At 61.4% G+C, this 22,244-nt stretch carries 18 protein-coding genes and 1 tRNA gene; 12 read left to right on the top strand and 7 right to left on the bottom strand.

The features are described 5' to 3' along the window. Window positions 1–309: 309 nt before the first annotated feature. The 5 genes from ACFQU0_RS11295 to ACFQU0_RS11315 all read right to left on the bottom strand — a co-directional run bounded on the left by ACFQU0_RS11295 (window position 310) and on the right by ACFQU0_RS11315 (window position 4,481). Window positions 310–1,044 carry a PaeR7I family type II restriction endonuclease gene (locus ACFQU0_RS11295; protein WP_382200786.1) on the bottom strand — a complete coding sequence of 245 codons (735 nt, stop codon included), beginning with the start codon at window positions 1,042–1,044 and terminating at the stop codon, window positions 310–312. 14 nt (window positions 1,045–1,058) lie between these two features. Beyond that, entirely contained in the window at window positions 1,059–2,750 is a 1,692-nt protein-coding gene (locus ACFQU0_RS11300; protein WP_382200788.1) for an Eco57I restriction-modification methylase domain-containing protein, read from the bottom strand. 196 nt (window positions 2,751–2,946) lie between these two features. Further along, window positions 2,947–3,039, bottom strand: a tRNA-Ser gene (locus ACFQU0_RS11305). Between the two features lie 58 nt (window positions 3,040–3,097). After that, window positions 3,098–4,015, bottom strand: coding sequence for an SPFH domain-containing protein (locus ACFQU0_RS11310; RefSeq protein WP_382200790.1), 918 nt, complete (start codon window positions 4,013–4,015; stop codon window positions 3,098–3,100). 31 nt (window positions 4,016–4,046) lie between these two features. Then, complete coding sequence (locus tag ACFQU0_RS11315) at window positions 4,047–4,481, bottom strand: NfeD family protein (protein ID WP_382200792.1); 435 nt, start codon at window positions 4,479–4,481, stop codon at window positions 4,047–4,049. A gap of 148 nt (window positions 4,482–4,629) precedes the next feature. On the opposite strand from ACFQU0_RS11315, the gene ACFQU0_RS11320 reads away from it, so the two are divergent. After that, window positions 4,630–6,912 carry an Orn/Lys/Arg family decarboxylase gene (locus ACFQU0_RS11320; RefSeq protein WP_382200794.1) on the top strand — a complete coding sequence of 761 codons (2,283 nt, stop codon included), beginning with the start codon at window positions 4,630–4,632 and terminating at the stop codon, window positions 6,910–6,912. Window positions 6,913–6,956: 44 nt separating this feature from the next. Then, a complete protein-coding gene (locus ACFQU0_RS11325; protein ID WP_382200796.1) occupies window positions 6,957–7,181 on the top strand; it encodes a YdcH family protein in 225 nt (74 codons plus the stop codon). On the opposite strand, the gene ACFQU0_RS11330 is transcribed toward ACFQU0_RS11325, so the two are convergent. After that, the gene (locus ACFQU0_RS11330) at window positions 7,182–8,066 is read right to left on the bottom strand and encodes a DNA ligase (protein WP_382200798.1); all 885 of its coding nucleotides are present in this window, start codon (window positions 8,064–8,066) and stop codon (window positions 7,182–7,184) included. It lies immediately after the preceding gene. A 12-nt stretch (window positions 8,067–8,078) separates the two neighbouring features. Continuing rightward, window positions 8,079–8,873: an enoyl-ACP reductase FabI gene (gene fabI / locus ACFQU0_RS11335; protein ID WP_382200800.1), complete on the bottom strand. Its 795-nt coding sequence runs from the start codon at window positions 8,871–8,873 to the stop codon at window positions 8,079–8,081. 38 nt (window positions 8,874–8,911) lie between these two features. Between fabI and ACFQU0_RS11340 the strand changes: the two genes are divergently transcribed. The 10 genes from ACFQU0_RS11340 to ACFQU0_RS11385 all read left to right on the top strand — a co-directional run bounded on the left by ACFQU0_RS11340 (window position 8,912) and on the right by ACFQU0_RS11385 (window position 22,142). After that, window positions 8,912–10,696: an extracellular solute-binding protein gene (locus ACFQU0_RS11340; RefSeq protein WP_382200802.1), complete on the top strand. Its 1,785-nt coding sequence runs from the start codon at window positions 8,912–8,914 to the stop codon at window positions 10,694–10,696. Window positions 10,697–10,698: 2 nt separating this feature from the next. Continuing rightward, window positions 10,699–11,727: a microcin C ABC transporter permease YejB gene (locus tag ACFQU0_RS11345; protein ID WP_382200804.1), complete on the top strand. Its 1,029-nt coding sequence runs from the start codon at window positions 10,699–10,701 to the stop codon at window positions 11,725–11,727. Window positions 11,728–11,786: 59 nt separating this feature from the next. Beyond that, on the top strand, window positions 11,787–12,077 hold the full coding sequence (locus ACFQU0_RS11350; protein WP_382200806.1) for a type II toxin-antitoxin system Phd/YefM family antitoxin: 291 nt from the start codon (window positions 11,787–11,789) through the stop codon (window positions 12,075–12,077). Window positions 12,078–12,079: 2 nt separating this feature from the next. Next, window positions 12,080–12,484, top strand: coding sequence for a type II toxin-antitoxin system VapC family toxin (locus ACFQU0_RS11355; RefSeq protein ID WP_382200808.1), 405 nt, complete (start codon window positions 12,080–12,082; stop codon window positions 12,482–12,484). After that, complete coding sequence (locus tag ACFQU0_RS11360; protein WP_382200810.1) at window positions 12,481–13,524, top strand: ABC transporter permease; 1,044 nt, start codon at window positions 12,481–12,483, stop codon at window positions 13,522–13,524. Before ACFQU0_RS11355 ends, ACFQU0_RS11360 begins: the two co-directional genes overlap by 4 nt. Then, a complete protein-coding gene (locus ACFQU0_RS11365; RefSeq protein ID WP_382200812.1) occupies window positions 13,524–15,221 on the top strand; it encodes an ABC transporter ATP-binding protein in 1,698 nt (565 codons plus the stop codon). Before ACFQU0_RS11360 ends, ACFQU0_RS11365 begins: the two co-directional genes overlap by 1 nt. 134 nt (window positions 15,222–15,355) lie before the next feature. After that, window positions 15,356–17,794 (top strand): GspE/PulE family protein, encoded by a 2,439-nt coding sequence (locus ACFQU0_RS11370; protein WP_382200814.1) that lies wholly within the window; start codon window positions 15,356–15,358, stop codon window positions 17,792–17,794. 61 nt (window positions 17,795–17,855) lie between these two features. Next, complete coding sequence (gene pssA / locus ACFQU0_RS11375) at window positions 17,856–18,662, top strand: CDP-diacylglycerol--serine O-phosphatidyltransferase (RefSeq protein WP_382200816.1); 807 nt, start codon at window positions 17,856–17,858, stop codon at window positions 18,660–18,662. Between the two features lie 195 nt (window positions 18,663–18,857). Beyond that, window positions 18,858–20,567: a 2-isopropylmalate synthase gene (leuA, locus tag ACFQU0_RS11380; protein ID WP_382200818.1), complete on the top strand. Its 1,710-nt coding sequence runs from the start codon at window positions 18,858–18,860 to the stop codon at window positions 20,565–20,567. Window positions 20,568–20,600: 33 nt separating this feature from the next. Then, window positions 20,601–22,142, top strand: a complete 1,542-nt coding sequence (locus tag ACFQU0_RS11385) for a 2-isopropylmalate synthase (protein WP_382200820.1) — start codon at window positions 20,601–20,603, stop codon at window positions 22,140–22,142. Window positions 22,143–22,244 lie beyond the last annotated feature (102 nt).

Raw genomic sequence — 22,244 nt, forward strand, 5'->3', positions numbered from 1 at the left:
CCGTGAGCCCCTCAGGGCTCTATCCAGGGTGGGTCAATATTGGATGGAAACGGTGGGTCAGAATTCGGTGGAAATCAACAACAGGACCGCTGCGGGAAGAGAAACAGCGAAAAGGTTGCTGGCTGAGACGGGTAGGACCCAGAATGGTGCTACCTCCCTCGGTCGTCCAAAGGTTGCGGATGCTTCTGCAGTGCGTCTATGGCGTCAAGAGAACAGTGCCAGCATCTCTCAGACAGCGGAGCAGTTCGGGATCAGCACCGCGAGCGTCAAGAGGTACTGTTTGGGCTGATGAAGACTTAGAGGCTGTGCCTAGCGGGCAGCTTCAGCCGCAATGTGTGCCGCAAACTGCCTTACGAAATTAGACAAGCTAGTGAGCTCAGACATATCGCGGTATGCTCCATCGCTTATAGCCGACCGAGGTGACGCCAAGATAGTTGCCGCCGTATAAAGCTTCTCCTTCATCAGCCGTTCGCACAAGATATCGTAGCGTTTTAGGTAACTCGCATCTTTGAATTCTGGGAAAACCTTGAAGTGTGGGCTCTTGTCTTTCACCGGCTTGCAAGACTCTACGGCATCTTCAACGAGCATCAACCAACCCATAAACGGTGGGTTTTGCTTCCCCAAAGCTCCTTCACGATAAGCTACTGCAAAATCATGGGCGGTACCGATAGCCTCTTCAGTGCGATTATTAAAGTTGTTGCCGAATGATGGGCCGACTTGGCTTTTGAGCTCGATTGCTGCTATCAAACGCCCTTCATTTATCACTAAAAGGTCCCAGAGCTTCGTTGGGCGGAAGTAGCCGGGCAAAACAACAACTGCACGGTCTTGATATATCTGAGCATGTCCGAGGCCGTTTGCATGAACTAGCTCAACAATTAGCTTGATAAAGCCGTCAAGATTTTTTCCTCCAGTAACACCTGCGCGCTCACCTTGATCCTGCCTACCTTCACGAATTTGCTTCTCTTTTGCATCAAATCGGGCCTGCCAAAAACTCTTGACAACTTCTCGTGAGCGTTTTTCATAGTCTATTAAATTAAGTCCCACGTTCGTCCTCCAAGTTACGATTTTGTAAAGTGTTCAAGTAAGAGCACAGCTTCATCCTCGTTTATCCCGTACACCTTGAAAGCAGCTCTGTTTGCTTTGTCCTTATCTAGACTTCTGGCCGCTGATATCAGTGCCTTGCGGTCGTTTTGGCTGATGCTTTCATAAGTTGGGACACGAATGCGCCGCAGGTACTGGGCTTGAAAACGCAAGAAGCCACCGCGCATTTTTGTAGAGTAGGTGGCAATAAAAAGTCTTGCGACATCAGAGAGCAGGATGGCTTGCAGTGCCTCAAGGTCCCAAGTATCGCTGACAACATAGTACAAATTGTGGTGCGGATAAAGGTGCCCCGTTTCGTAGGCAACCAAAGTCTCTCCTCTAATGTCAGGAATCAGGAGCTTGGGCTTGTATGTGAGACTTGGCGTGATGCGATCAATTGTTCGATACCAGCGCACTTTATCCCGCTGAGCTACGTGTCGCTTGGAAATCTGCAAGTACCGCTTTTTCAAATAGGCGGCAAACTTTGGATATTTCTCGAAGCTTGCCAAACTTCCGTCTTCTTCAAACGGATTTACAATGCCAAAACCGCGCCACTTTACGTGCCCGGTATCTATGTCCTTGGTCATTGCAAGCGGAAGCTTTCGAGAAGGCTCTACATCAAGCTCCTCTAGAAGTCCAATGAATGCCTTGTCTGCGCCCGTTGCAACACCGATACCTACTTTGCACCCAGCCTCTTCTAATGTCGGAAGCCTGCGTTCTAGGTCTCTCACTAGCGACAGTAAATCGCTTGAATCAAACAGCCAGGGTTCCGACCCTTGAACGACAGAGTGCGCCAGTCTGATCTCAGGCGTATCAGCCTTGGTTGCATCAAACGTGAGCATGGGCAGGGACTCTACGTTCTTGGCGTGTGCCACAAATGTTGGGCCTGCATACCCTCGTTCGATGACGGTGATGGCTGGATAGGCCGCAACTTCAGAATGGAATGCAGCAATGTGAGTCATGTCCATATAAGCCTTTAATCCAAAGCCTTGGGACACGTATTGGCGCAATAGCTGACCGTACTTATTCTTCATCCAGCGATCGGCACAGATGAAGCACAACTGCCCCTTGTCTGATAGGAGCTCCAAGCTTCTTTCTATGAAGAGCACGTACAAATCGGCTCTGTCGTAAAGGGTTGTAAAACGTCTCCTGTAGACTGATAACAATGGCGAATGAATGAGCTCTTGGCGAACGTAAGGTGGATTTCCGATGACAACATCAAATGAGCCGGGGAGGTTCGTTAGCAAAAAGTCACCATGAACCAGCCAACTTGCGCAGAGCTCTTGCTGATCTTTGGCTGAAAATCCGAAACGACCAAGAAGCTCTTTTGCGGCCAAAGTTACACGATCAAACGAAGGCTTGTGGAGCTCAACGGCACGAATACAGCCTGACAGCTCTTTAGCCTTTGCGTTCTTGCCACAAGACTGAAGAAGCCGTTCGATCGCAGCCAGTAGAAATTCGCCGTGCCCACACGAGGGCTCAAGAATCCGTATGGACTTGAGATTCTTGTCGCTGGTGTAGCCTGCCCAATCTAGCATGCATTCAACCACCTCTTTTCGGGTGAAGATCGCGCCCCGTTCATCGACTGATGACGTATGGGCCAAGGCCTCGTGAGCTTGCTGAACGGGGCATCGTTCCTCAAACTGTGGCGGTTGAATGGCGAAGGTCATGTTCAGATTGTGCCGCACCCGGTCGGTGACAGATCAATGGGTCAAGCAAGGTTCGGACAAGCCTTCTGGCGTTCGCGCAACACACAAATTGAGCAAGCCTTCAGGGTAGCAACGACAAAAGTGTGTCTTGCAGTGTGACTGCAGCAAGTCAGAAATGAAAAAACCCAAGTGAAATCAATCACTTGGGTTTTCATATTGGCGGAGCGAGAGGGATTCGAACCCTCGATGAGACTCTACATCCCATACTCCCTTAGCAGGGGAGCACCTTCGGCCACTCGGTCATCGCTCCGTAAGCCCTCTATTATGCCCCAAGAATGAGGCAATTCTGTTGGCGCCTGTTTTCGGCTTCAAGCTTTGCTCTGAACGGCCTTGACCATGGTCATGGCCGAGCCGATGAGGCTGGAGACTTCGGTCATGTTGCCCGGCACGATGAGGGTGGTGGTCGCGTCAGCCGCCACCTTGGCATAGGCGTCCACGGCTTTTTCAGCCACCTTCAACTGCACCGCCTGTTCACCGCCTGGCTGGCGTATGGCGGAGGCCACGCGTTCAATGGCCTGGGCGGTGGCTTCGGCCACAGCCATCAGCGCGGCGGCCTCGCCTTGTGCGTTGTTGATAGCGGCCTGTTTTTCGCCTTCGGAGCGGGCGATGAAGGCTTCGCGTTCGCCGGTGGCGATGTTGATCTGCTCCTGGCGGCGGCCTTCGGACGCGGCGATCAGCGCGCGTTTTTCGCGCTCGGCGGTGATCTGTTGCTGCATGGCATGCAGGATCTCCTTGGGCGGCGTGAGGTCCTTGATCTCATAGCGCAGCACTTTCACGCCCCAGTTCAAAGCCGCTTCGTCGATGGCCTGCACCACCTGGGCGTTGATGATGTCCCGTTCTTCAAAGGTCTTGTCCAGTTCCAGTTTGCCAATCACCGAACGCAGCGACGTTTGTGCCAGTTGCGTGACGGCCATGATGTAGTTGGACGAGCCGTAGCTGGCGCGCATGGGGTCGGTGACCTGGAAATACAGGATGCCGTCCACCTGCAACTGTGTGTTGTCGCGCGTGATGCAGACCTGGCTGGGCACATCCAGCGGAATTTCTTTCAGGCTGTGTTTGTAGGCAACCCGATCGATGAAGGGCACAAGAAAGTTGAGGCCGGGCGTGAGTGTGCCGGCGTACTTGCCCAGCCTCTCCTTGACCCAGGCGTTTTGCTGCGGCACCACCTTGATGGCACGCACGATGAAGATGATGGCGACGATGAACAGCAGCAGGGCGATTTCCATGAGGGTTCCTCTCTAGGTGGCGTGAAAAGGGTCAGGGGGCGGGCACGACCAAAAGCCGGTTGCCCACGACTTGCTCGATGCGGTAGGTGCCTTCGCCAATCGCGGGTGCCACACCTGGCATGAGCGCGGCGGTCCACTGCGCGCCACGGTACTTGACCTGGGCTGTGCCGTCGGCGTCCCAAGCGGCGACATGCAGCGTTTCGCCGATATCGAGGTTGACGTCGCGGTTGGCACGGGCGGGCAACCGTCCGGGTGTGTTCTTGCGCACACGGTACCAAAGCGCCACCGCGCCACCGCTGACCACGGCGGCGCACACCAACTGCCAGGTGAGTGGCAGCCCCAGGTGGGCCGCAAGGGCACCACTGGCCAGGCCCAGGGCGATCATCAAGAGATAGAAGGTGCCGGTCACCAGCTCCACCGCCACCGCCACACCGGCCAGCAGCCACCACAGGGTTGATTCCGCCATGCCATCACTCCTTGTTGGTTGATCGCCAGCGGCGCGTGCCGGCGAATTGCGCTTTTTGATTTTGAGGCCAAATCGGGTTCACGGTCACGGGGGCGCCGCATTATTTCCGTACACTTCGCGCTCTGTTTCGCTGAACCGGGTCACGCTCATGAAATTCCGCTTTCCCATCGTCATCATCGACGAAGACTACCGCTCCGAAAACACCTCGGGCCTGGGCATCCGCGCGCTGGCGCAGGCCATTGAGGCCGAGGGTTTTGAGGTCTTGGGTGTCACGAGCTACGGTGATCTGTCGCAGTTTGCCCAGCAGCAGTCGCGGGCCAGCGCCTTCATCCTGTCGATTGACGACGAAGAGTTCACGCCGGGCCCGGACCTCGATCCCATTGTGCTGAGCCTGCGCAGCTTCATTGAAGAGGTGCGTCGCAAGAACGCCGACGTGCCCATCTACGTGTACGGCGAGACCAAAACCAGCCGCCACCTGCCCAACGATGTGCTGCGCGAACTGCATGGCTTCATCCACATGTTCGAGGACACGCCCGAGTTCGTGGCGCGCCACATCATCCGCGAGGCCAAAAGCTACCTCGAAGGCATTCAACCGCCGTTCTTCAAGGCCTTGCTCGATTACGCCGAAGACGGTTCGTACTCGTGGCATTGCCCCGGGCACTCGGGCGGTGTGGCCTTTCTGAAGAGCCCGGTGGGCCAGATGTACCACCAGTTCTACGGTGAAAACATGCTGCGCGCCGACGTGTGCAACGCGGTGGAAGAACTGGGCCAACTGCTGGACCACAATGGCGCGATCGGCGCCAGCGAGCGCAACGCCGCCCGCATCTTCAATGCCGACCACTGCTTCTTCGTCACCAACGGCACCAGCACCAGCAACAAGATGGTGTGGCACCACACGGTGGCGCCGGGCGACGTGGTGGTGGTGGACCGCAACTGCCACAAGTCCATTCTGCACAGCATCATCATGACGGGCGCCGTGCCCGTGTTTTTGAAGCCCACGCGCAACCACTACGGCATCATCGGGCCCATCGCGCAAAGCGAGTTCGAGCCCGAGGCCATCAAGGCCAAAATCCGCGCCAACCCGCTGTTGGCGGGTGTGGATGCCGACGCGGTCAAGCCGCGCGTGTTGACGCTGACCCAGTCCACCTACGACGGCGTGCTCTACAACACCGAGACCATCAAGGGCATGCTGGATGGTTACGTGGACAACCTGCACTTCGATGAAGCTTGGTTGCCACACGCCGCCTTTCATCCCTTTTATGGGCCGTACCACGCCATGGGCAAGAAGCGCGCACGGCCGAAGAGCTCGGTGGTGTACGCCACGCAGTCCATCCACAAGTTGCTGGCCGGCATCAGCCAGGCCAGCCATGTGCTGGTGCAGGACTCGCAGACCACCAAGCTGGACCGCCACCTCTTCAACGAGGCTTACCTGATGCACACCAGCACCAGCCCGCAGTACAGCATCATCGCCAGCTGCGACGTGGCCGCTGCCATGATGGAGCCGCCGGGCGGCACCGCGTTGGTGGAGGAGAGCATTCTGGAGGCGCTGGACTTCCGCCGCGCCATGCGCCAGATCGAGAACGATTTTGGTGCTGACGACTGGTGGTTCCAGGTATGGGGACCCGATGAGTTGGCCGATGAAGGCATTGGCGCGGCAAGCGACTGGGTGCTCAACCGCGGCAAGGACGACACAGCGACCGCCAAGGATTGGCACGGTTTTGGCGACATGGCGCCGGGCTTCAACATGTTGGACCCGATCAAGGCCACCATCGTCACGCCGGGCCTCAATCTGGATGGGCGTTTCGAGACATCTGGCATCCCAGCCTCCATCGTCACCAAGTTCCTGGCCGAGCACGGTGTGGTGGTCGAGAAAACGGGCCTGTACAGCTTCTTCATCATGTTCACCATCGGCATCACCAAGGGCCGCTGGAACACGTTGCTGACCGCTTTGCAGCAGTTCAAGGACGACTATGCCAAGAACCAGCCCATGTGGCGCATCATGCCGGAGTTCTGCGCCAAGCAGCCGCGCTACGAGCAAATGGGCCTGCGCGACCTGTGCCAGCACGTGCACGCCCTCTACGCCAAGTACGACATCGCGCGCCTGACCACCGACATGTACCTGAGCGACCACACGCCGGCCATGAAACCCAGCGACGCGTTTGCTCACATCGCCCACCGCAGCACGGAACGTGTGGCCATTGACGACTTGGAAGGGCGCATCACCACCAGCCTGGTCACGCCGTACCCACCGGGCATTCCACTGCTCATCCCGGGCGAGGTGTTCAACAAGAAGATCGTGGACTACCTCAAGTTCAACCGCGAGTTTGCGCGCGAGTGCCCGGGTTTCGAGAACGACATCCACGGTCTGGTGGTGCAGGACGGCCCGGACGGCCGCCCGGCCTACTTTGCCGACTGTGTTAAAAAGTCCTGATACCCCAGGGGGATGGTCCCCTTGGGTTTGTTGAGGAGCGACCGATGTTTCCCGAATACCGCGACCTGATCACCAAGCTCAAGGGCCACGACGCACATTTCACGCGCCTGTTCGACAAACACAACGAGCTGGATCAGCTGATCAAGAACATGGAGGCCCACATCGTTGCGGCTACCGAGGTTGAGATCGAGGTCAAGAAAAAGGAAAAACTGCAGCTCAAGGACCAGATCTATGCCCACCTCAAAAAGGTGGAGGCTGGCGCGCAGTGATCAGCGGGGTGAAGGCGCTGCAGTGCGTGGCCCATTGAGGGCCATGTCCTCACGAACCCGCAGGAACGTGGCGAAGCGAGGCACACCGCTCTCGTTGATGCCCCTGTAGCGGTAGGTCACCCAGGTGCCCGGCGGTGGCGGGTCACGTCGCTGGGCGTCGGTCAGGCCGCTGCCCAGTTTGAATCGCTGGCCCTGGGATGTTTGAACCAGCAGCGCGCCTACCATACCTTCGTATTTGCCCTTGCCGGGTTCCCATCCCAGCACCTGTGCTTCGGCGTCCTCGTGGGTCTTGAGTTTGAGGATGTCGTGGCTGCGGCCTGCCTGGCACACGGCCGCGCCCCGGTGCAGCATCAGGCCCTCGCCGCCGTGGCGCTCGGTCTGGCGCAGCAGGGCCATCAAGGCCTTTTCATTGCCAACGCGCTGCTGGGGCACCACCTGCAGCCAAGGTGTGGTTGGCAGCGAGGCCATGGCCACCACGCGCTGGTCAAAGCTGCCAGGGTGAGAGGGCAGGTCGAAGACCATGAAACGGATGTGTCGCCAGGCGCCATCGTCCGGCGTTTCGCGGCGCACGGTGGACACGGTTTCGCTGAAACGCCCGCGCCCCGCCCAGAGTTCGCCGTCCATGGCAACGTTGGGCCAGCCTGCGGTGAACCAGGCGGGCGCCGCTACGGGCAAACCACCTCGCGTGATGAGTTGACTGCCGGTCCAATGGCCACGCACGCCGTCCAGCTTTTCACTGACCCAGTAATCCGGCAGATGCGTGCCGGCCTTGAAGGTACCCGCCAGCATCAGGGCGGGCGGCGTGACCGGCGTTTGCGCCAAGCCCCCCACGCAAGCCAACAGCAGGCCCGTCGCCAGAAACCAACGGCGAGCCAGGTTGCACATAAGTGGGCTTGGTCAGCTCTCGGCGGGCTCGGCGATACCGCCCACCACGTTGCTGAAGCCACCGTCCACATAGGTGATTTCGGCGCTCACACCGCCCGCGAGGTCGCTCAGCAGGAAAGCGGCCACGTTGCCCACGTCTTCGATGGTCACGTTGCGGCGAATCGGCGATGTGTCGGCCACCACGCTCAGGATCTTGCCAAAGCCCTTGATGCCGCTGGCGGCCAGGGTTTTGATGGGGCCGGCGCTGATGCCGTTGACGCGGATGTCCTTGGGGCCCAGCGAGTCGGCCAGGTAGCGCACGCTGGCTTCCAGGCTGGCCTTGGCCAGGCCCATGGTGTTGTAGTTGGGCACGACGCGGATGGCGCCCAGGTAGGTCAGTGTCAGCAGCGCCGATTTGGGGTTGAGGTAGGGCAGGGCGGCCTTGGCCATAGCCGGGAAGCTGTAAGCGCTGATGTCGTGCGCGATCTTGAAGCCTTCACGCGACAGGCCATCGAGGAAGTCGCCCGCAATCGCCTCGCGTGGCGCGTAGCCGATGCTGTGCACAAAACCATCGAAGCTGGGCCAGTGGGCCGACAAATCCTTGAACAGCTTGTCGATCTGGGCGTCATCGCCCACGTCGCAGTCAAACACGAGCGAGGAGTTGAAATCGGCGGCGAACTCGGTGATGCGGTCCTTGAAGCGCTCACCCACGTAGCTGAAAGCCAGCTCGGCACCTTGTTCGTGGCAAGCACGAGCGATGCCGTAGGCGATGGAGCGGTTGGACAACACGCCGGTGATGAGCAGCTTCTTGCCGGTGAGAAAACCCATGGATCAGTCTCCAGAAAAATATCCTGCAGAATTGTCTCATGCGTCGTTTGTTGCTCTCTTGCTTGCTGGCCTTGGCTTCGCCCGTGTGGGCTGCCCACGGCTATGCGTTGTGGGGCGATCTGAAATACGGCCCCGGCTTCAGCCACTTCGATTACGTGAACCCGCAGGCGCCCAAGGGCGGCGAAATCCGTCTGGTCAGCAACCTGCGCACCTCCACCTTCGACAAATACAACCCCTTCACCATCAAAGGCAGTGCGCCTGCTTATCTGTCGGGGTTGATGTTTGAGTCGCTGCTGATCGGCGCACTGGATGAAACCGCCAGCGGCTATGGCCTGCTGGCCGAAGACGTGGCTGTGGCACCAGACGGCATGAGCGCCACCTTCAAGCTGCGGCCACAAGCGCGGTTCCACAACGGCAAGCCCGTGCTGGCGCAGGACGTGAAACACAGCTATGACACGCTGATCGGGCCGCACGTGTCCCCCGCCTACAAGACATTGCTGGCCGACGTGGTCGGGCTCGACGTGCTCGACGAGCGCACCGTGCGGTACCGCTTCAAACAACCCAACCGAGAGTTGCCGCTCACGGTCGGTGGGTTGCCAGTGTTCAGCCGCGACTGGGGCGGGGGCAAGTCCTTCGATCAAGTGGTCACCGATGTGCCCATTGGCAGCGGCCCCTACAAAATTGGCCCGGTGCGGTTTGGCAAAGACATCACCTACCTGCGCGACCCCCAGCACTGGGCGCGCGATCTCAACGTGCGGCGCGGCAGCGCCAACTTTGACCGCATCACCGTCAAGATCTACAAGGACAACACCGCTCGGTTGGAGGCGCTCAAGGCGGGCGAATTCGACCTCATGCGCTTTTTCTCGGCGGGCGACTGGGCACGCCGGGTCAATGGCCGGCGCTTTGACAGTGGCGAGCTCGTCAAAGGCGAGTTCAAGCACCAGCTGCCTTCGGGCTTCCAAAGCTATGTGCTCAACACCCGCCGCCCGCTGCTGCAGGATGTGCGCGTGCGCGAGGCCCTGGGTCTGGCCATGGACTACGAATGGATGAACCGGCAGCTGTTCTACAACGCCTACCAGCGCGTCAACGGCTTGTTCGGCAACACCGCATGTGCGGCTTCGGGCGTGCCCGGTGCCGACGAGCTGGCCTTGCTCGAACCGTGGCGAAAGCAGCTGCCTCCGAGTGTGTTCGGGCCCATGGCGCTGCCACCGCGCACCGATGGCGACTCGTCCTTGCGCGCCAACCTGCGCCGCGCCAAGGCCTTGCTGGCCGATGCCGGATGGACGGTGCAGGGTGGGGTGCTCAAGAACGCACAGGGCCAAGCCATGACGCTGGAGTACCTGGACAGCAGCGAGGGTGGTATTCGGACCGTGACGCCGTGGATACGCAACCTCGAAAAACTGGGCGTCACCCTGCGCTACCGTGCGGTGGACTTTGCGCTGTATCAGCAGCGCGTTCAAACTTTCGACTTTGATATTGTGGGAGTTGGGTTTCCTGGCACCCACAACCCCGGCCAGGAATACGCCGACATCTTTGGCAGCCAGGCCGCCAAAACACCCGATTCGGGCAACTACGCGGGCGTGAGCAGCCCCGCCGTGGACGACCTGATCGCACGCATGGTGGGCGCCAAAACCAAGGCCGAGCTGTTGCCCGCCTGCCGGGCGCTGGAGCGCGTGATCACCCACAGCCACTACCTCATCCCGCAGTGGACGGCAGGCACCCACCGCATGGCCTACAACCAACGCCGCCTGGCCAAACCCGATGTGGTCCCACCCTACTTTCAGGGCGAAGCCTGGGCCATCGACACTTGGTGGAGCCGTTGACCATGTGGCTGTACATCCTCAAGCGCTTGCTGCTCATGATCCCCACCTTGCTGGGCGTGCTGCTGCTCACCTTTGTGGTTGTGCAGTTTGTGCCCGGCGGCCCGGTGGAGCAGTACCTCGCTGAGGCGCGCGCCGCCGCAGGGGGCAGTGCGGAAGGCGGTGGCAGTGTGTACCGTGGCGCGCAGGGTGTGGACCCCAAACGCATCGAGCAGATCAAGGCTTTGTACGGGTTCGACAAGCCGGCGCACGAGCGTTTCATCGACATGCTGGGCCAGTTCGCGCGTTTTGACCTGGGTAAGAGCTTCTTCCAGAACAAGGACGTGTGGACGCTGATTGTTGAAAAGTTGCCCGTCTCCATCAGCCTGGGCCTTTGGACCTTTTTCATCAGCTACGGCATCGCCGTGCCGCTGGGAGTGGCCAAGGCCGTGCGGGCGGGCTCGCGTTTTGATTTGGTCACCACCTTGCTGGTGCTGGTGGGCTACGCCATCCCGGGCTTTGTGCTGGGCGTGGCCTTGCTGGTGATTTTTGGTGGGCAGTTGCAATGGTTTCCGCTGCGTGGCCTCACCTCCAGCAACTGGGACGAACTGAGCTGGGGCGCCCGTGTGGTGGACTACCTGTGGCACATCACCCTGCCGGTGGTGGCCATGGTGCTGGGCAGTTTTGCCGTCACCACCATGCTGACCAAAAACGCCTTTCTGGAAGAGATTCGCAAGCAGTATGTGCTCACCGCTCGCGCCAAGGGCCTGAGCGAGCGCCAGGTGCTCTGGAAACACGTGTTCCGCAACGCGCTCATCCCCATCGTCACCGGTTTTCCGGCCGCTTTCATCGGCGCCTTTTTCACCGGATCGCTGCTCATCGAAACCCTGTTCTCGCTGGATGGATTGGGCCTGCTCAGCTATGAGAGTGTGATCCGGCGTGATTACCCCGTGGTGCTGGGCACGCTGTATTTCTTCACGCTGATCGGTTTGGTCACCAAACTCATCAGCGATCTCTGCTACGTCTGGGTGGACCCGCGTGTCAAGTTCGATTGAATATGGACATATTAGATGGATAATATGGACATGAAACATGTGTCTTTTAGGAGGTCGCCATGACGTGGAACATTGCCAGCGCCAAACAGCAGTTCTCGGAGGTGGTGCGGCTTTCCGCCCAGGCACCGCAGGCGATTTACAACCGGGACAAGCCGGTGGCCGTGTTGGTTTCGGCCAAGGATTACGAGGATTTCCAGCGTTGGCGCGGCGAGCGTGATCACCCCACCTTGGCACAGCAGTTCGACGAAATTCGGGCCTTGCTGGCCGCAGAAGGCATGGATGGCATTGAGCTGCCGCCGCGCGTGGACCGGCCCAACCCCATGGACGAGCCCGGCTACTGGGGCGGATAACCATGCAACTGGCCGATACCAATGTCATCAGCGAACTCATGCGTCAGCGGCCCCACCCGGCCCTGCTGGCGTGGCGCGACATGGCCAACGCGGCCTATGGGCGCCTGACCATCTCAGCGGTGACCGTGGACGAAATCGCTTTTGGCCTGGCGCGCCGCCCCAACGGCGCCATGCTGGCCTGGTTCGACCTTTTCTTGGAGCGCAACCAGGTGCTCGCCATCTCGGCACCGATTGCCCGCCGTGCTGGTGAAATGCGCGCTCAACTTGCCGCACGCGGCCACGTGCGCACGCAGGCCGACATGCTGATCGCAGCCACCGCCCAGGTGCATGCGCTCACGCTGGCCACGCGCAACGTGCGCGATTTTGATGGCTGCGGCATCGCCGTGCTTGACCCTTTTGTCTCATGAGTGCGGTGGGCCTGGTCTCCCTGTCGCCCTCGCGCCGCGCGTGGCAGCGCTTCCGCCGCAACCGCCTGGGTTTTACGAGCCTGGTGGCGTTTGTGGTGCTGGTGGTGTTGAGCCTTGGCGCCGAGTTGTGGTCCAACGACAAGCCTTTGCTGGTGAAGTACGAGGGGCAGTACTACGCGCCTGTGCTCAAGGACTACCCCGAAACCACTTTCGGGGGCGACTTTGAAACCGCCACCGATTACCTCGACCCCTTCATCCGCCAACAGCTGACCCAAGGTGACAACTGGGCCATCTACCCGCTCAACCCCTACGGCCCGCGCACCATCAACTACTTTGCGCCATCGCCCAACCCGTCGCCACCCACCTTTGAGAACTGGCTGGGCACGGACGACCGGGGCCGCGATTTGCTGGCGCAGCTCGTGTACGGTTTCCGGGTGAGTGTGTTGTTTGCGCTCGCGCTCACCGCCATCGGCGTGGTGCTGGGTGTGCTGGCCGGGGCGGTGCAGGGCTATTTCGGCGGCAAGACCGACCTGGCTTTCCAGCGTTTCATCGAGGTCTGGGGCTCCATGCCCGAGCTGTATTTGCTCATCATCTTCAGTGCCGTGTTTGCCCCCAGCATCACGCTGCTGCTGGTGTTGCTGAGCCTGTTTGGCTGGATGGGCCTGTCCGATTACGTGCGCGCCGAATTCCTGCGCAACCGGCAAATGGACTACGTGCGTGCCGCGCGTGCGCTGGGCGTGGGCAACCGCCAAATCATGTGGCGCCACATCCTGCCCAACAGCATGACACCCGTCGTGACGTTTTTGCCTTTCCGCATGAGTGCGGCCATCCTGGCGCTGACCTCATTGGACTTTCTCGGCCTGGGTGTGCCCGCCGGCACGCCCAGCCTGGGTGAGCTGCTGAGCCAGGGCAAGGCCAGCATCGACGCCTGGTGGATTTCGCTGTCCACTTTCGGCGTGCTGGTGCTCACCCTGCTGCTGCTGACCTTCATGGGCGATGCGTTGCGCGATGCGCTCGACCCCCGAAAGGCCGACAAGTGATGACCCCCACGCTCGCCGCTGCGCAGGTTTCGCTGCCCCCCGAGGCGGCTGCCCCGCCTTGGGGCGGCCCGGCGGCGGGGCGCAAGCCGCTGTTGGAAGTCAAAGACCTGCGCGTGTCGTTTGCGGGCCGTGAGGTGGTGCACGGTATCGACTTTCACCTGCACGCGGGTGAAAAGCTGGCGCTGGTGGGGGAGTCCGGCTCGGGCAAGACGGTGTCGGCTCTGGCGCTGTTGCGGCTGGTGCAAAACGCCGACATCAGCGGCAGCGCCGCGCTCAATGGTCGCGACCTGTTGCGTTTGAGCGAACGCGAGCTGCGTGGCGTTCGAGGCGATGACGTGGCCATCATCTTCCAAGAGCCCATGACGGCGCTCAACCCCGTCTACACCGTGGGCGACCAGATCGCGGAAATCCTGCAGCTCAAAAAAGGCCTGACGCGCCAGCAGGCGCTGGTGGGGGCGGTGGAGCTGCTGGCGGCCACCGGTATACCCGAGCCCGCGCGGCGCGCCGGCAGCTACGCCCACCAGCTGAGTGGGGGGCAACGCCAGCGCGTGGTGATCGCAATGGCATTGGCCAGTGCGCCTAAGCTGCTGCTGGCCGACGAGCCCACGACCGCACTGGACGCCAGCCTGCGCAGCCAGATGCTGGAGCTGCTGAGCCGGCTTCAGCGCGAACATGGCATGGCCTTGTTGCTCATCACCCACGACCTCAACCTGGTGCGCCGCGTGGCCGACCGCGTGGCGGTGATGGAACTCGGGCACTTGGTGGAGCAGGGGCCGGTGCAGGAGGTGATGTCTCGCCCGCAGCACGCCTACACCCGCCTGTTGATCGACAGCCAGCCGCAGCGCGATGTGCCGCCGCCGCGCAGCGATGCGCCGGTGGTGTTGGAGGCCGAAGGCTTGACCGTGGACTACGCGATGCCGTTGGGTGGCCTTGCTGGGTGGTGGAAAAAGGGCCAGTTCCGGGCCGTGCAGCCCACCCGCTTCAGCCTGCGCGCGGGCCAGACGCTGGGCGTGATGGGCGAGTCCGGTTCGGGCAAATCCACCCTGGCACTGGCGGCGCTGGGCCTGCTGCCACATGGGGGCCACTTGCACGTGGCCGGCCAATCCTGGGCCGACGCCCGACGGGCGAACAGCGAGCGGGCCTTGCGGCGTGTGGTGCAGGTGGTGTTTCAGGACCCGTTTTCCTCGCTGTCGCCGCGTATGACGGTGGAGCAGCTGGTGGGGGAAGGCCTGCTGGTCCACGAACCGGCGTTGTCGGTGGCGCAACGGCGCAAACGGGTGGTGGCTGCCCTGACGGACGTGGGGTTGCTCAAGGCCGTTGCCGACGCCGACCTCGGCGATACACAGGCGGACGCGTTTCTATCGCGCTATCCCCACGAGTTTTCGGGTGGGCAGCGTCAGCGCCTGGCCATCGCGCGTGCCTTGGTGGTGCAGCCGCAGGTGCTGGTGCTCGACGAGCCCACCAGCGCACTCGATGTCACGGTGCAAAAGCAGGTTGTGGCCCTGTTGCAGGGCTTGCAGCGCGAACGCGGCCTTAGCTACCTCTTGATCACCCACGATGTAGCGGTGGTGCGCGCCATGTCGCATGCGGTGTTGGTGATGCAACACGGTGAGGTGGTGGAGGCCGGTGATTGCCAACAGGTGCTTGAGGCGCCACAACACCCCTACACGCAGCAATTGCTGGGCGCGGCACTTTGATATTTTTGCTGTATCACAGGCGCAACTCTGTTGCCGGCTCATGCCGGTAAAATTAATAAATCTGGACCATGCCCGGACGAGTGGCTTTGCTCTTCTGATCAGCGGCTGGTTGGTCCTTTCAAGGTGCGCGGCCCATGAAAAGTTTTGAATTCCCACTCCCGCCTTCGGGCTTGGTAACCGTTGATGCGGCCAACAGCAAACGTTGGCCCTGTGAGGTCGCCGGCTGGGGGGCCAACAGCTTGCAAGGCCGTTTGTTGACACTGGATGTGGAGCAGCAACTGCTCAAGGTGCAGGGGCAGGCCAGCAAGGCGCCTACGGCCATCCGCTTCAACCAGTTCAAGTCCTTGCGCATCGACGGTGGCATGACTGTGGTGGGTGGCGCCAGCCGAGGCGCCCGGTGGGATGAGTTGTTGAATTTCCAGCCATTTGCCATCCGGCTCATCGATGGCTCCCGGCTCGCCGGTGACAGCGCCGGTGTGCAGGATTTGCCCTCGGGGCTGTGGCTGTTTGTCAAAACGGCAGACGGCTTGGGCCTGTCGCGCCTGTTTGTGCCACGCGCGGCACTCGAAAGCTACGAGGCGTCCGATGTGGCCACCGGTGGCGCTGATCCGGACAGCTACGCTGCCACCGATTTTTCGCACACCGTCTCCCACGGGTTTGCCGACACCACGCTGGATTTCCACTCGGGTCTGGCGAACACAGTGGTCGAGACCCGCGGCGAGCTGCTCAATGCGCTGGAGCGTCAGGCGCGCATCAAACCCGTGCCCATTGGCGAAGCCTTGATTGGCCTGGGCAAGATCACGGCGGCCCAGTTGGCGGTCGCGCTGAAAAAGCAGAAAGACACCAAGAACGTCCCGCTTGGACAGATTCTGGTGGAGCTGGGCATGGTGTCCACCGCCGATCTGCAGACCGCCTTCGCACGCAAGATGGGCTACCCCATGGTGGAGCTCAAGTCGTTTGAGTACGACGTGGCGGCGCTGCGCATGGTGCCGCTGTCGCTGGCATTGCGTCTCAAGGTGCAGCCCTTGATGCTCAACAAGGGGCTGCTGGTGGTGGCCATGCCCGATCCTTTGCAGTACAAGGTGCTGGAAGAGATCGAGTTCACCACCCAGCTCAAGGTCATGCCTGTGTTGTGTTCGGGTGATGAGATTGCGGCCAAAATCAGCCGCACTTACCGCGAAGTGGGCCTGGCCGAGCACCTGCACGACAGCCATCCTGACACGCAGTCCCCACCTGAGCCGGGCGACGCGCAGCAGCATGACGTGTTCCAGCTGGCGTCCGAACTGGTGGACAGCCGCGACACCGAGGAGGAGCGGCAGATCGAGCAGTCGGACAACACGCTGGTGCGCCTGATCAACTCCATGATCCTGGAGGCCTACCAGCAGGGCGCGTCCGATATCCACATCGAGCCTTATCCTGGCCGGCAAAAGCTCAAGATCCGTTTTCGCATCGACGGCAAGATGCGGCCCTACCTGGAGTTGCCGGCAAGTTACCGCAGTGCCCTGATCGCGCGCATCAAGATCATGTGCGACCTCGACATCTCCGAAAAGCGCAAGGCCCAGGACGGCAAGATCAACTTCGCCAAATTCGGCGGGCTGAAGCTGGAGTTGCGGGTGGCCACCATCCCCACCACGCAGGGCCTGGAGGATGTGGTGATGCGCATACTGGCGTCGTCGCGCACCATGGCGCTGGCGGACGTGGGCCTGACCCAACGCAACCTGGCGCTGTTCACCGACGCCATCGAACGCCCCTATGGCATGGTGTTGTGTGTGGGCCCAACCGGTTCGGGCAAAACCACCACGCTGCATTCGGCGCTGCACCACCTCAACAAGCCCGAGCGCAAGATATGGACCGCCGAAGACCCGGTGGAAATCACCCAGCACGGTCTGCGTCAGATCCAGGTGAACCCCAAGATCGGCTGGAGTTTTGCCACCTCGCTGCGCGCGTTGTTGCGTGCCGACCCCGATGTCATCATGGTGGGGGAAATCCGCGATCAGGAAACTGCAGAGATCGCGGTGGAGGCGTCGCTGACCGGCCACTTGGTGATGTCCACGCTGCACACCAACACCGCGGCCGAAACCATCACCCGTCTGATCGACCTCGGGCTCGATCCGTTTTCCTTCTCCGACTCCATTCTGGCGGTGATGGCCCAGCGCCTGGTGCGGCGGCTGTGTCCGCACTGTGTACAGCGTCGAGACATGAGCGACGAAGAGCTGGAACAACTGACGGTGGATTTTCAGTCGTCGCTGGCAGAGGGCGACGGCCTGCGCGACACGGCCAGGCTGCACCAACTCTGGCGCGACAGCTACGGTCACGAGGGCAAACTGTTGTCGGCGCACGCACCGGGTTGCGACAAATGTGGCCGCACCGGTTTTCGTGGGCGCCTGGGCATACACGAGCTGCTGGTGGTGTCGCCGCAGCTGCGGCACATGATCCAGGTGCGTTCGCGCTCAGAGGACTTGTTGCAGCAGGCTTTGCTTGAGGGCATGCGGACCTTGCGTCAGGACGGCATTGAAAAGGTGCTGCTGGGGCAGACCAGCCTGGCAGAGGTGCGCGCCAACAGCAACGCCTGACCCAAGGCACGGTAGGGCAATCCCAGTTTTCTATTCTTAAGCCTGCCTTACACTTCAGCGCATGCAAGAGGAAACCGAATCGAACGCGGACGCCGGCCACGTGCCGCGCCGCAGCAAGGGCATCTACATGCTGCCCAACATGATCACGCTGGCCGCGCTGTTTGGCGGCTTTTACGCGGTGGTCATGTCCATGAACGGCCGCTATGACCTGGCCACCATCGGCATTTTTGCGGCCATGGTCCTCGACAGCCTGGATGGCCGCGTGGCGCGGCTGACCAACACACAAAGCGCTTTCGGCGAGCAGATGGACTCCTTGTCCGACATGGTGTCCTTTGGCGCCGCACCGGCACTGATTGCTTATGAGTGGTCGCTGCGAGGTCTGGGCCGCTGGGGCTGGATTGCGGCCTTCGTTTACTGCGCCTGCGCTGCGCTGCGACTGGCCCGCTTCAACGTCAACACGGGTGTGGTGGACAAACGCTACTTCCAGGGCCTGCCGTCGCCTGCGGCGGCGGCGCTGGTGGCAGGCTTCATCTGGTTGACCACCGAAGCCGGGTGGCAAGGGGAAGATCTGGAGTGGCCCATGTTTGCCATCACCCTCTACGCTGGGCTCACGATGGTGACCAATGTTCCTTTCTACAGCTTCAAGGATCTCAGCCTGAAGAAGAGTGTGCCCTTTGCCGCCATTGTTCTGGTCGCGTTGGGCATTGCCATCATCAACATCCACCCGCCCACCGTGCTGTTTGGCCTGTTCGTGTGCTACGGCCTGTCGGGGTATGTGGTGTACGCGTGGCGCAAGTCCAAGGGCCGGCCCGTGAGTGTGGTCAGCACGTCAACCGATGAACCCGACGAGCGCGGCCTGCACGACTGAAGCCACCGGGCTTGAACGCTGTTCTTTTGTGATACATTGATACGCATGAAATTCGTCGCACGCACCCTACTACTGCTGTCCTTCACGGGCAGGTAGAGTTTCGCGCGCAGTTTTTCGCCAAACCACGGCCCGTATGCACCAGCAACGGGCCGTGGTTGTTTTTGGGCGTTGCTGGCTCACCTTCGAGAGAGCACCATGTTGAAGCAAGCCGCAAGCAAGTACCAAGCCTTCCGCCCCATCGGGCTCACCGATCGCACGTGGCCCGACGCCGTTCTGACCCAGGCGCCCGTGTGGCTGAGCACCGACCTGCGTGATGGCAACCAGGCCCTGATCGAGCCCATGGACGCGGCGCGCAAACTGCGCATGTTCGAGTTGCTGGTGCGGATAGGGTTCAAGGAGATCGAGGTTGGCTTCCCGGCCGCCTCGCAGACCGACTTCGATTTCGTGCGCAAGCTCATCGAGGAAGATCTGATCCCCGCCGACGTGACCATCCAAGTCATGACGCCGGCACGCGCCGAGCTGATCGAGCGCACTGTTGAGGCCGTGGCCGGGGCACGCCGCGTCATCGTGCACGTCTACAACGCCGTCGCGCCGGTGTGGCGCCGCGTGGTCTTCGGGCTGGAGGTGCCGCAGGTCATGCAACTGGTGGACGAGCATGTGGGCCTGGTGCGCCGCCTCACCGACGCCCGCCCCGACACCGAATGGGTGTTGCAGTATTCGCCCGAGACCTTTTCGTTGGCCGAGCTGGAGGTGTCGCTTGAAGCCTGCGAAACCGCCATTGCCGCCTGGGGTGTGGGCAGGCCCATCATCCTCAACCTGCCCACCACGGTGGAGAACGCCACACCCAATGTGTTCGCCGACCAAGTGGAGTGGATGGTGCGGCGTTTCCGCGACCGCCCCGAGATCGTGGTGTCGGTGCACCCGCACAACGACCGCGGCACCGGCACCGCCTCGGCCGAGCTCGCGCTCATGGCCGGCGCCCACCGCGTCGAGGGCTGCCTGTTTGGCAACGGCGAGCGCACGGGCAACCTCGACCTGGTCAACGTCGCTCTCAACCTCTACACCCAGGGCGTGGACCCTGGGCTGGACTTCTCCGACATCGACGAGGTGCGCCGCACCGTGGAGCACTGCAACCAGTTGCCCGTGCACCCGCGCCACCCCTATGCAGGCGATCTGGTCTACACCTCTTTTTCGGGATCGCACCAGGACGCCATCAAGAAGGCGTTTGCCCAGCGACGCGGGGGCGACGTTTGGGCCATTCCCTACCTGCCCATCGACCCCAAGGACCTGGGCCGCAGCTATGAGGCGGTGATCCGCGTGAACAGCCAGTCGGGCAAGGGCGGCATCGCCTACCTGCTCGACAGCGAGTACGGGCTGGATCTGCCGCGCCGTTTGCAGATCGAATTCAGTCAGGCGGTGCAGCAGGTCATGGACACCGAGGGCCACGAGTTGACGGCGGCCGACCTCTGGCAGTTGTTTGACAGCGAGTACCACGTCAGCACCACCGCTTTGCCGCGCTATCGGCTGCAGGCCAGCGAAGGGCAGGGCGCCCAGTCGGTACGGCTCGAAGGCGAGTGCGAAGTGGCGGGTCGTTCCGTGGCGTTTGCCGGCCACGGCGATGGCCCCATCGACGCCTTTGTGCAGGCCATGGGAGCTGCCCTGAGGGTGTCGGTGCGCGTGCTGGACTACCACGAACACGCCATCGGCGCCGGGGCGGACGCCCAGGCGGTCGCCTACCTGGAGCTGCGCATTGGCGCATCACAGACGGTGTACGGCGTGGGCCGCGACACCGACATCGTGGCCGCTTCGCTCAAGGCCATACTGTCGGGCCTGCAACGCGCGACAATCGCAGATTCCCCGGCTTCGGCCGACGTCCCCACCGCCAACGAGTTGGCCGGCGCTTGAGGCCCGGTTTCACGCATTCCCAGGAGATAAGCCATGTCTGACCAACTGATCATTTTTGATACCACCTTGCGCGATGGCGAACAGTCGCCCGGCGCCTCCATGACCAAGGACGAGAAGCTGCGCATCGCCCGCCAGCTCGAGCGCCTCAAGGTGGACGTGATCGAAGCCGGGTTCGCCGCCAGCTCCAACGGCGATTTTGATTGTGTGCAGGCCATCGCCAACACCATCAAAGACTCCACCGTCTGCTCGTTGGCCCGTGCCAACGACCGCGACATCGCACGTGCGGCCGAGGCCTTGAAAGGCGCCAACCGGGCGCGCATCCACACCTTCATCGCCACCAGCGCGCTGCACATGGAGAAAAAGCTGCGCATGACGCCCGAAGAGGTGCTGGAGCAGGCCAAGCAATCGGTGCGTTTTGCCCGCAACCTGTGTGCCGACATCGAGTTCAGCCCCGAAGACGGCTACCGCAGCGACATGGACTTTTTGTGCCGCGTGCTGGAGGCCGTGATCGCCGAAGGTGCGACCACCATCAACGTGCCCGACACCGTGGGCTACGCTGTGCCGGAGCTGTACGGCAACTTCATCAAAACGCTGCGCGAGCGCGTGCCCAACTCCGACAAGGCCATCTGGAGCGTGCACTGTCACAACGACCTGGGCATGGCGGTGGCCAACTCGTTGGCCGGCGTGAAGATTGGCGGTGCGCGCCAGGTGGAATGCACCATCAACGGCCTGGGTGAGCGTGCTGGCAACTGCTCGCTGGAAGAAATTGTGATGGCCGTGAAAACGCGCCGCGATTACTTTGGCCTGGACCTGGGCATCGATGCCACGCAGATCGTGCCTGCCAGCCGCATGGTGAGCCAGACCACAGGTTTTGTGGTGCAGCCCAACAAGGCCGTGGTGGGTGCCAACGCGTTTGCGCATGCCAGCGGCATCCACCAGGACGGCGTGCTCAAGGCGCGCGACACCTACGAAATCATGCGGGCCGAAGACGTGGGCTGGGCCGCCAACAAGATCGTGCTGGGCAAGCTCAGCGGCCGCAACGCCTTCAAGCAGCGCCTGCAAGAGCTGGGCATTGAAATGGCGTCGGAGAGCGAAGTCAACACCGCCTTCGCTGCGTTCAAGGAACTGGCCGACCGCAAGGCGGAAATTTTCGACGAAGACATCCTGGCTTTGTGCAGCGACGAAAGCGTCACCGCCGAGAAGGAGCAGTACGGCCTGGTGTCGCTGGCCCAGCGCAGTGAAACCGGCGAACGCCCGCACGCCGAGGTGGTGTTCACCGTGGACGGCAAGGAGTTCCACGGCACGGCCGATGGCAATGGGCCCGTGGACGCGTCGCTCAAGGCCATCGAAAGCCACGTCAAGAGCGGTGCCGAACTGGTGCTGTATTCGGTGAACGCCATCACCAGCGGCTCCACCGAAAGCCAGGGCGAGGTGACGGTGCGCCTGCAACATGGTGGGCGCGTGGTCAATGGTGTGGGTGCCGATCCCGACATCGTGGTCGCATCTGCCAAGGCTTACCTGAGCGCGCTGAACAAGCTGCACAGCAAGGGCGAGCGGGTGGCGGCCCAGGGGTGATTGCACCAAAAAGGTGCAAACCGGGGCCAGTTAGGACCGCGTCTTAAGGCTCTTTTTGAACAAGTAAACGCAAGCAATTGATATTGCTTGCGTTTTTTTTCA

The organism is Hydrogenophaga defluvii (assembly GCF_042665235.1).
GTDB lineage: Bacteria > Pseudomonadota > Gammaproteobacteria > Burkholderiales > Burkholderiaceae_C > Hydrogenophaga > Hydrogenophaga defluvii_A.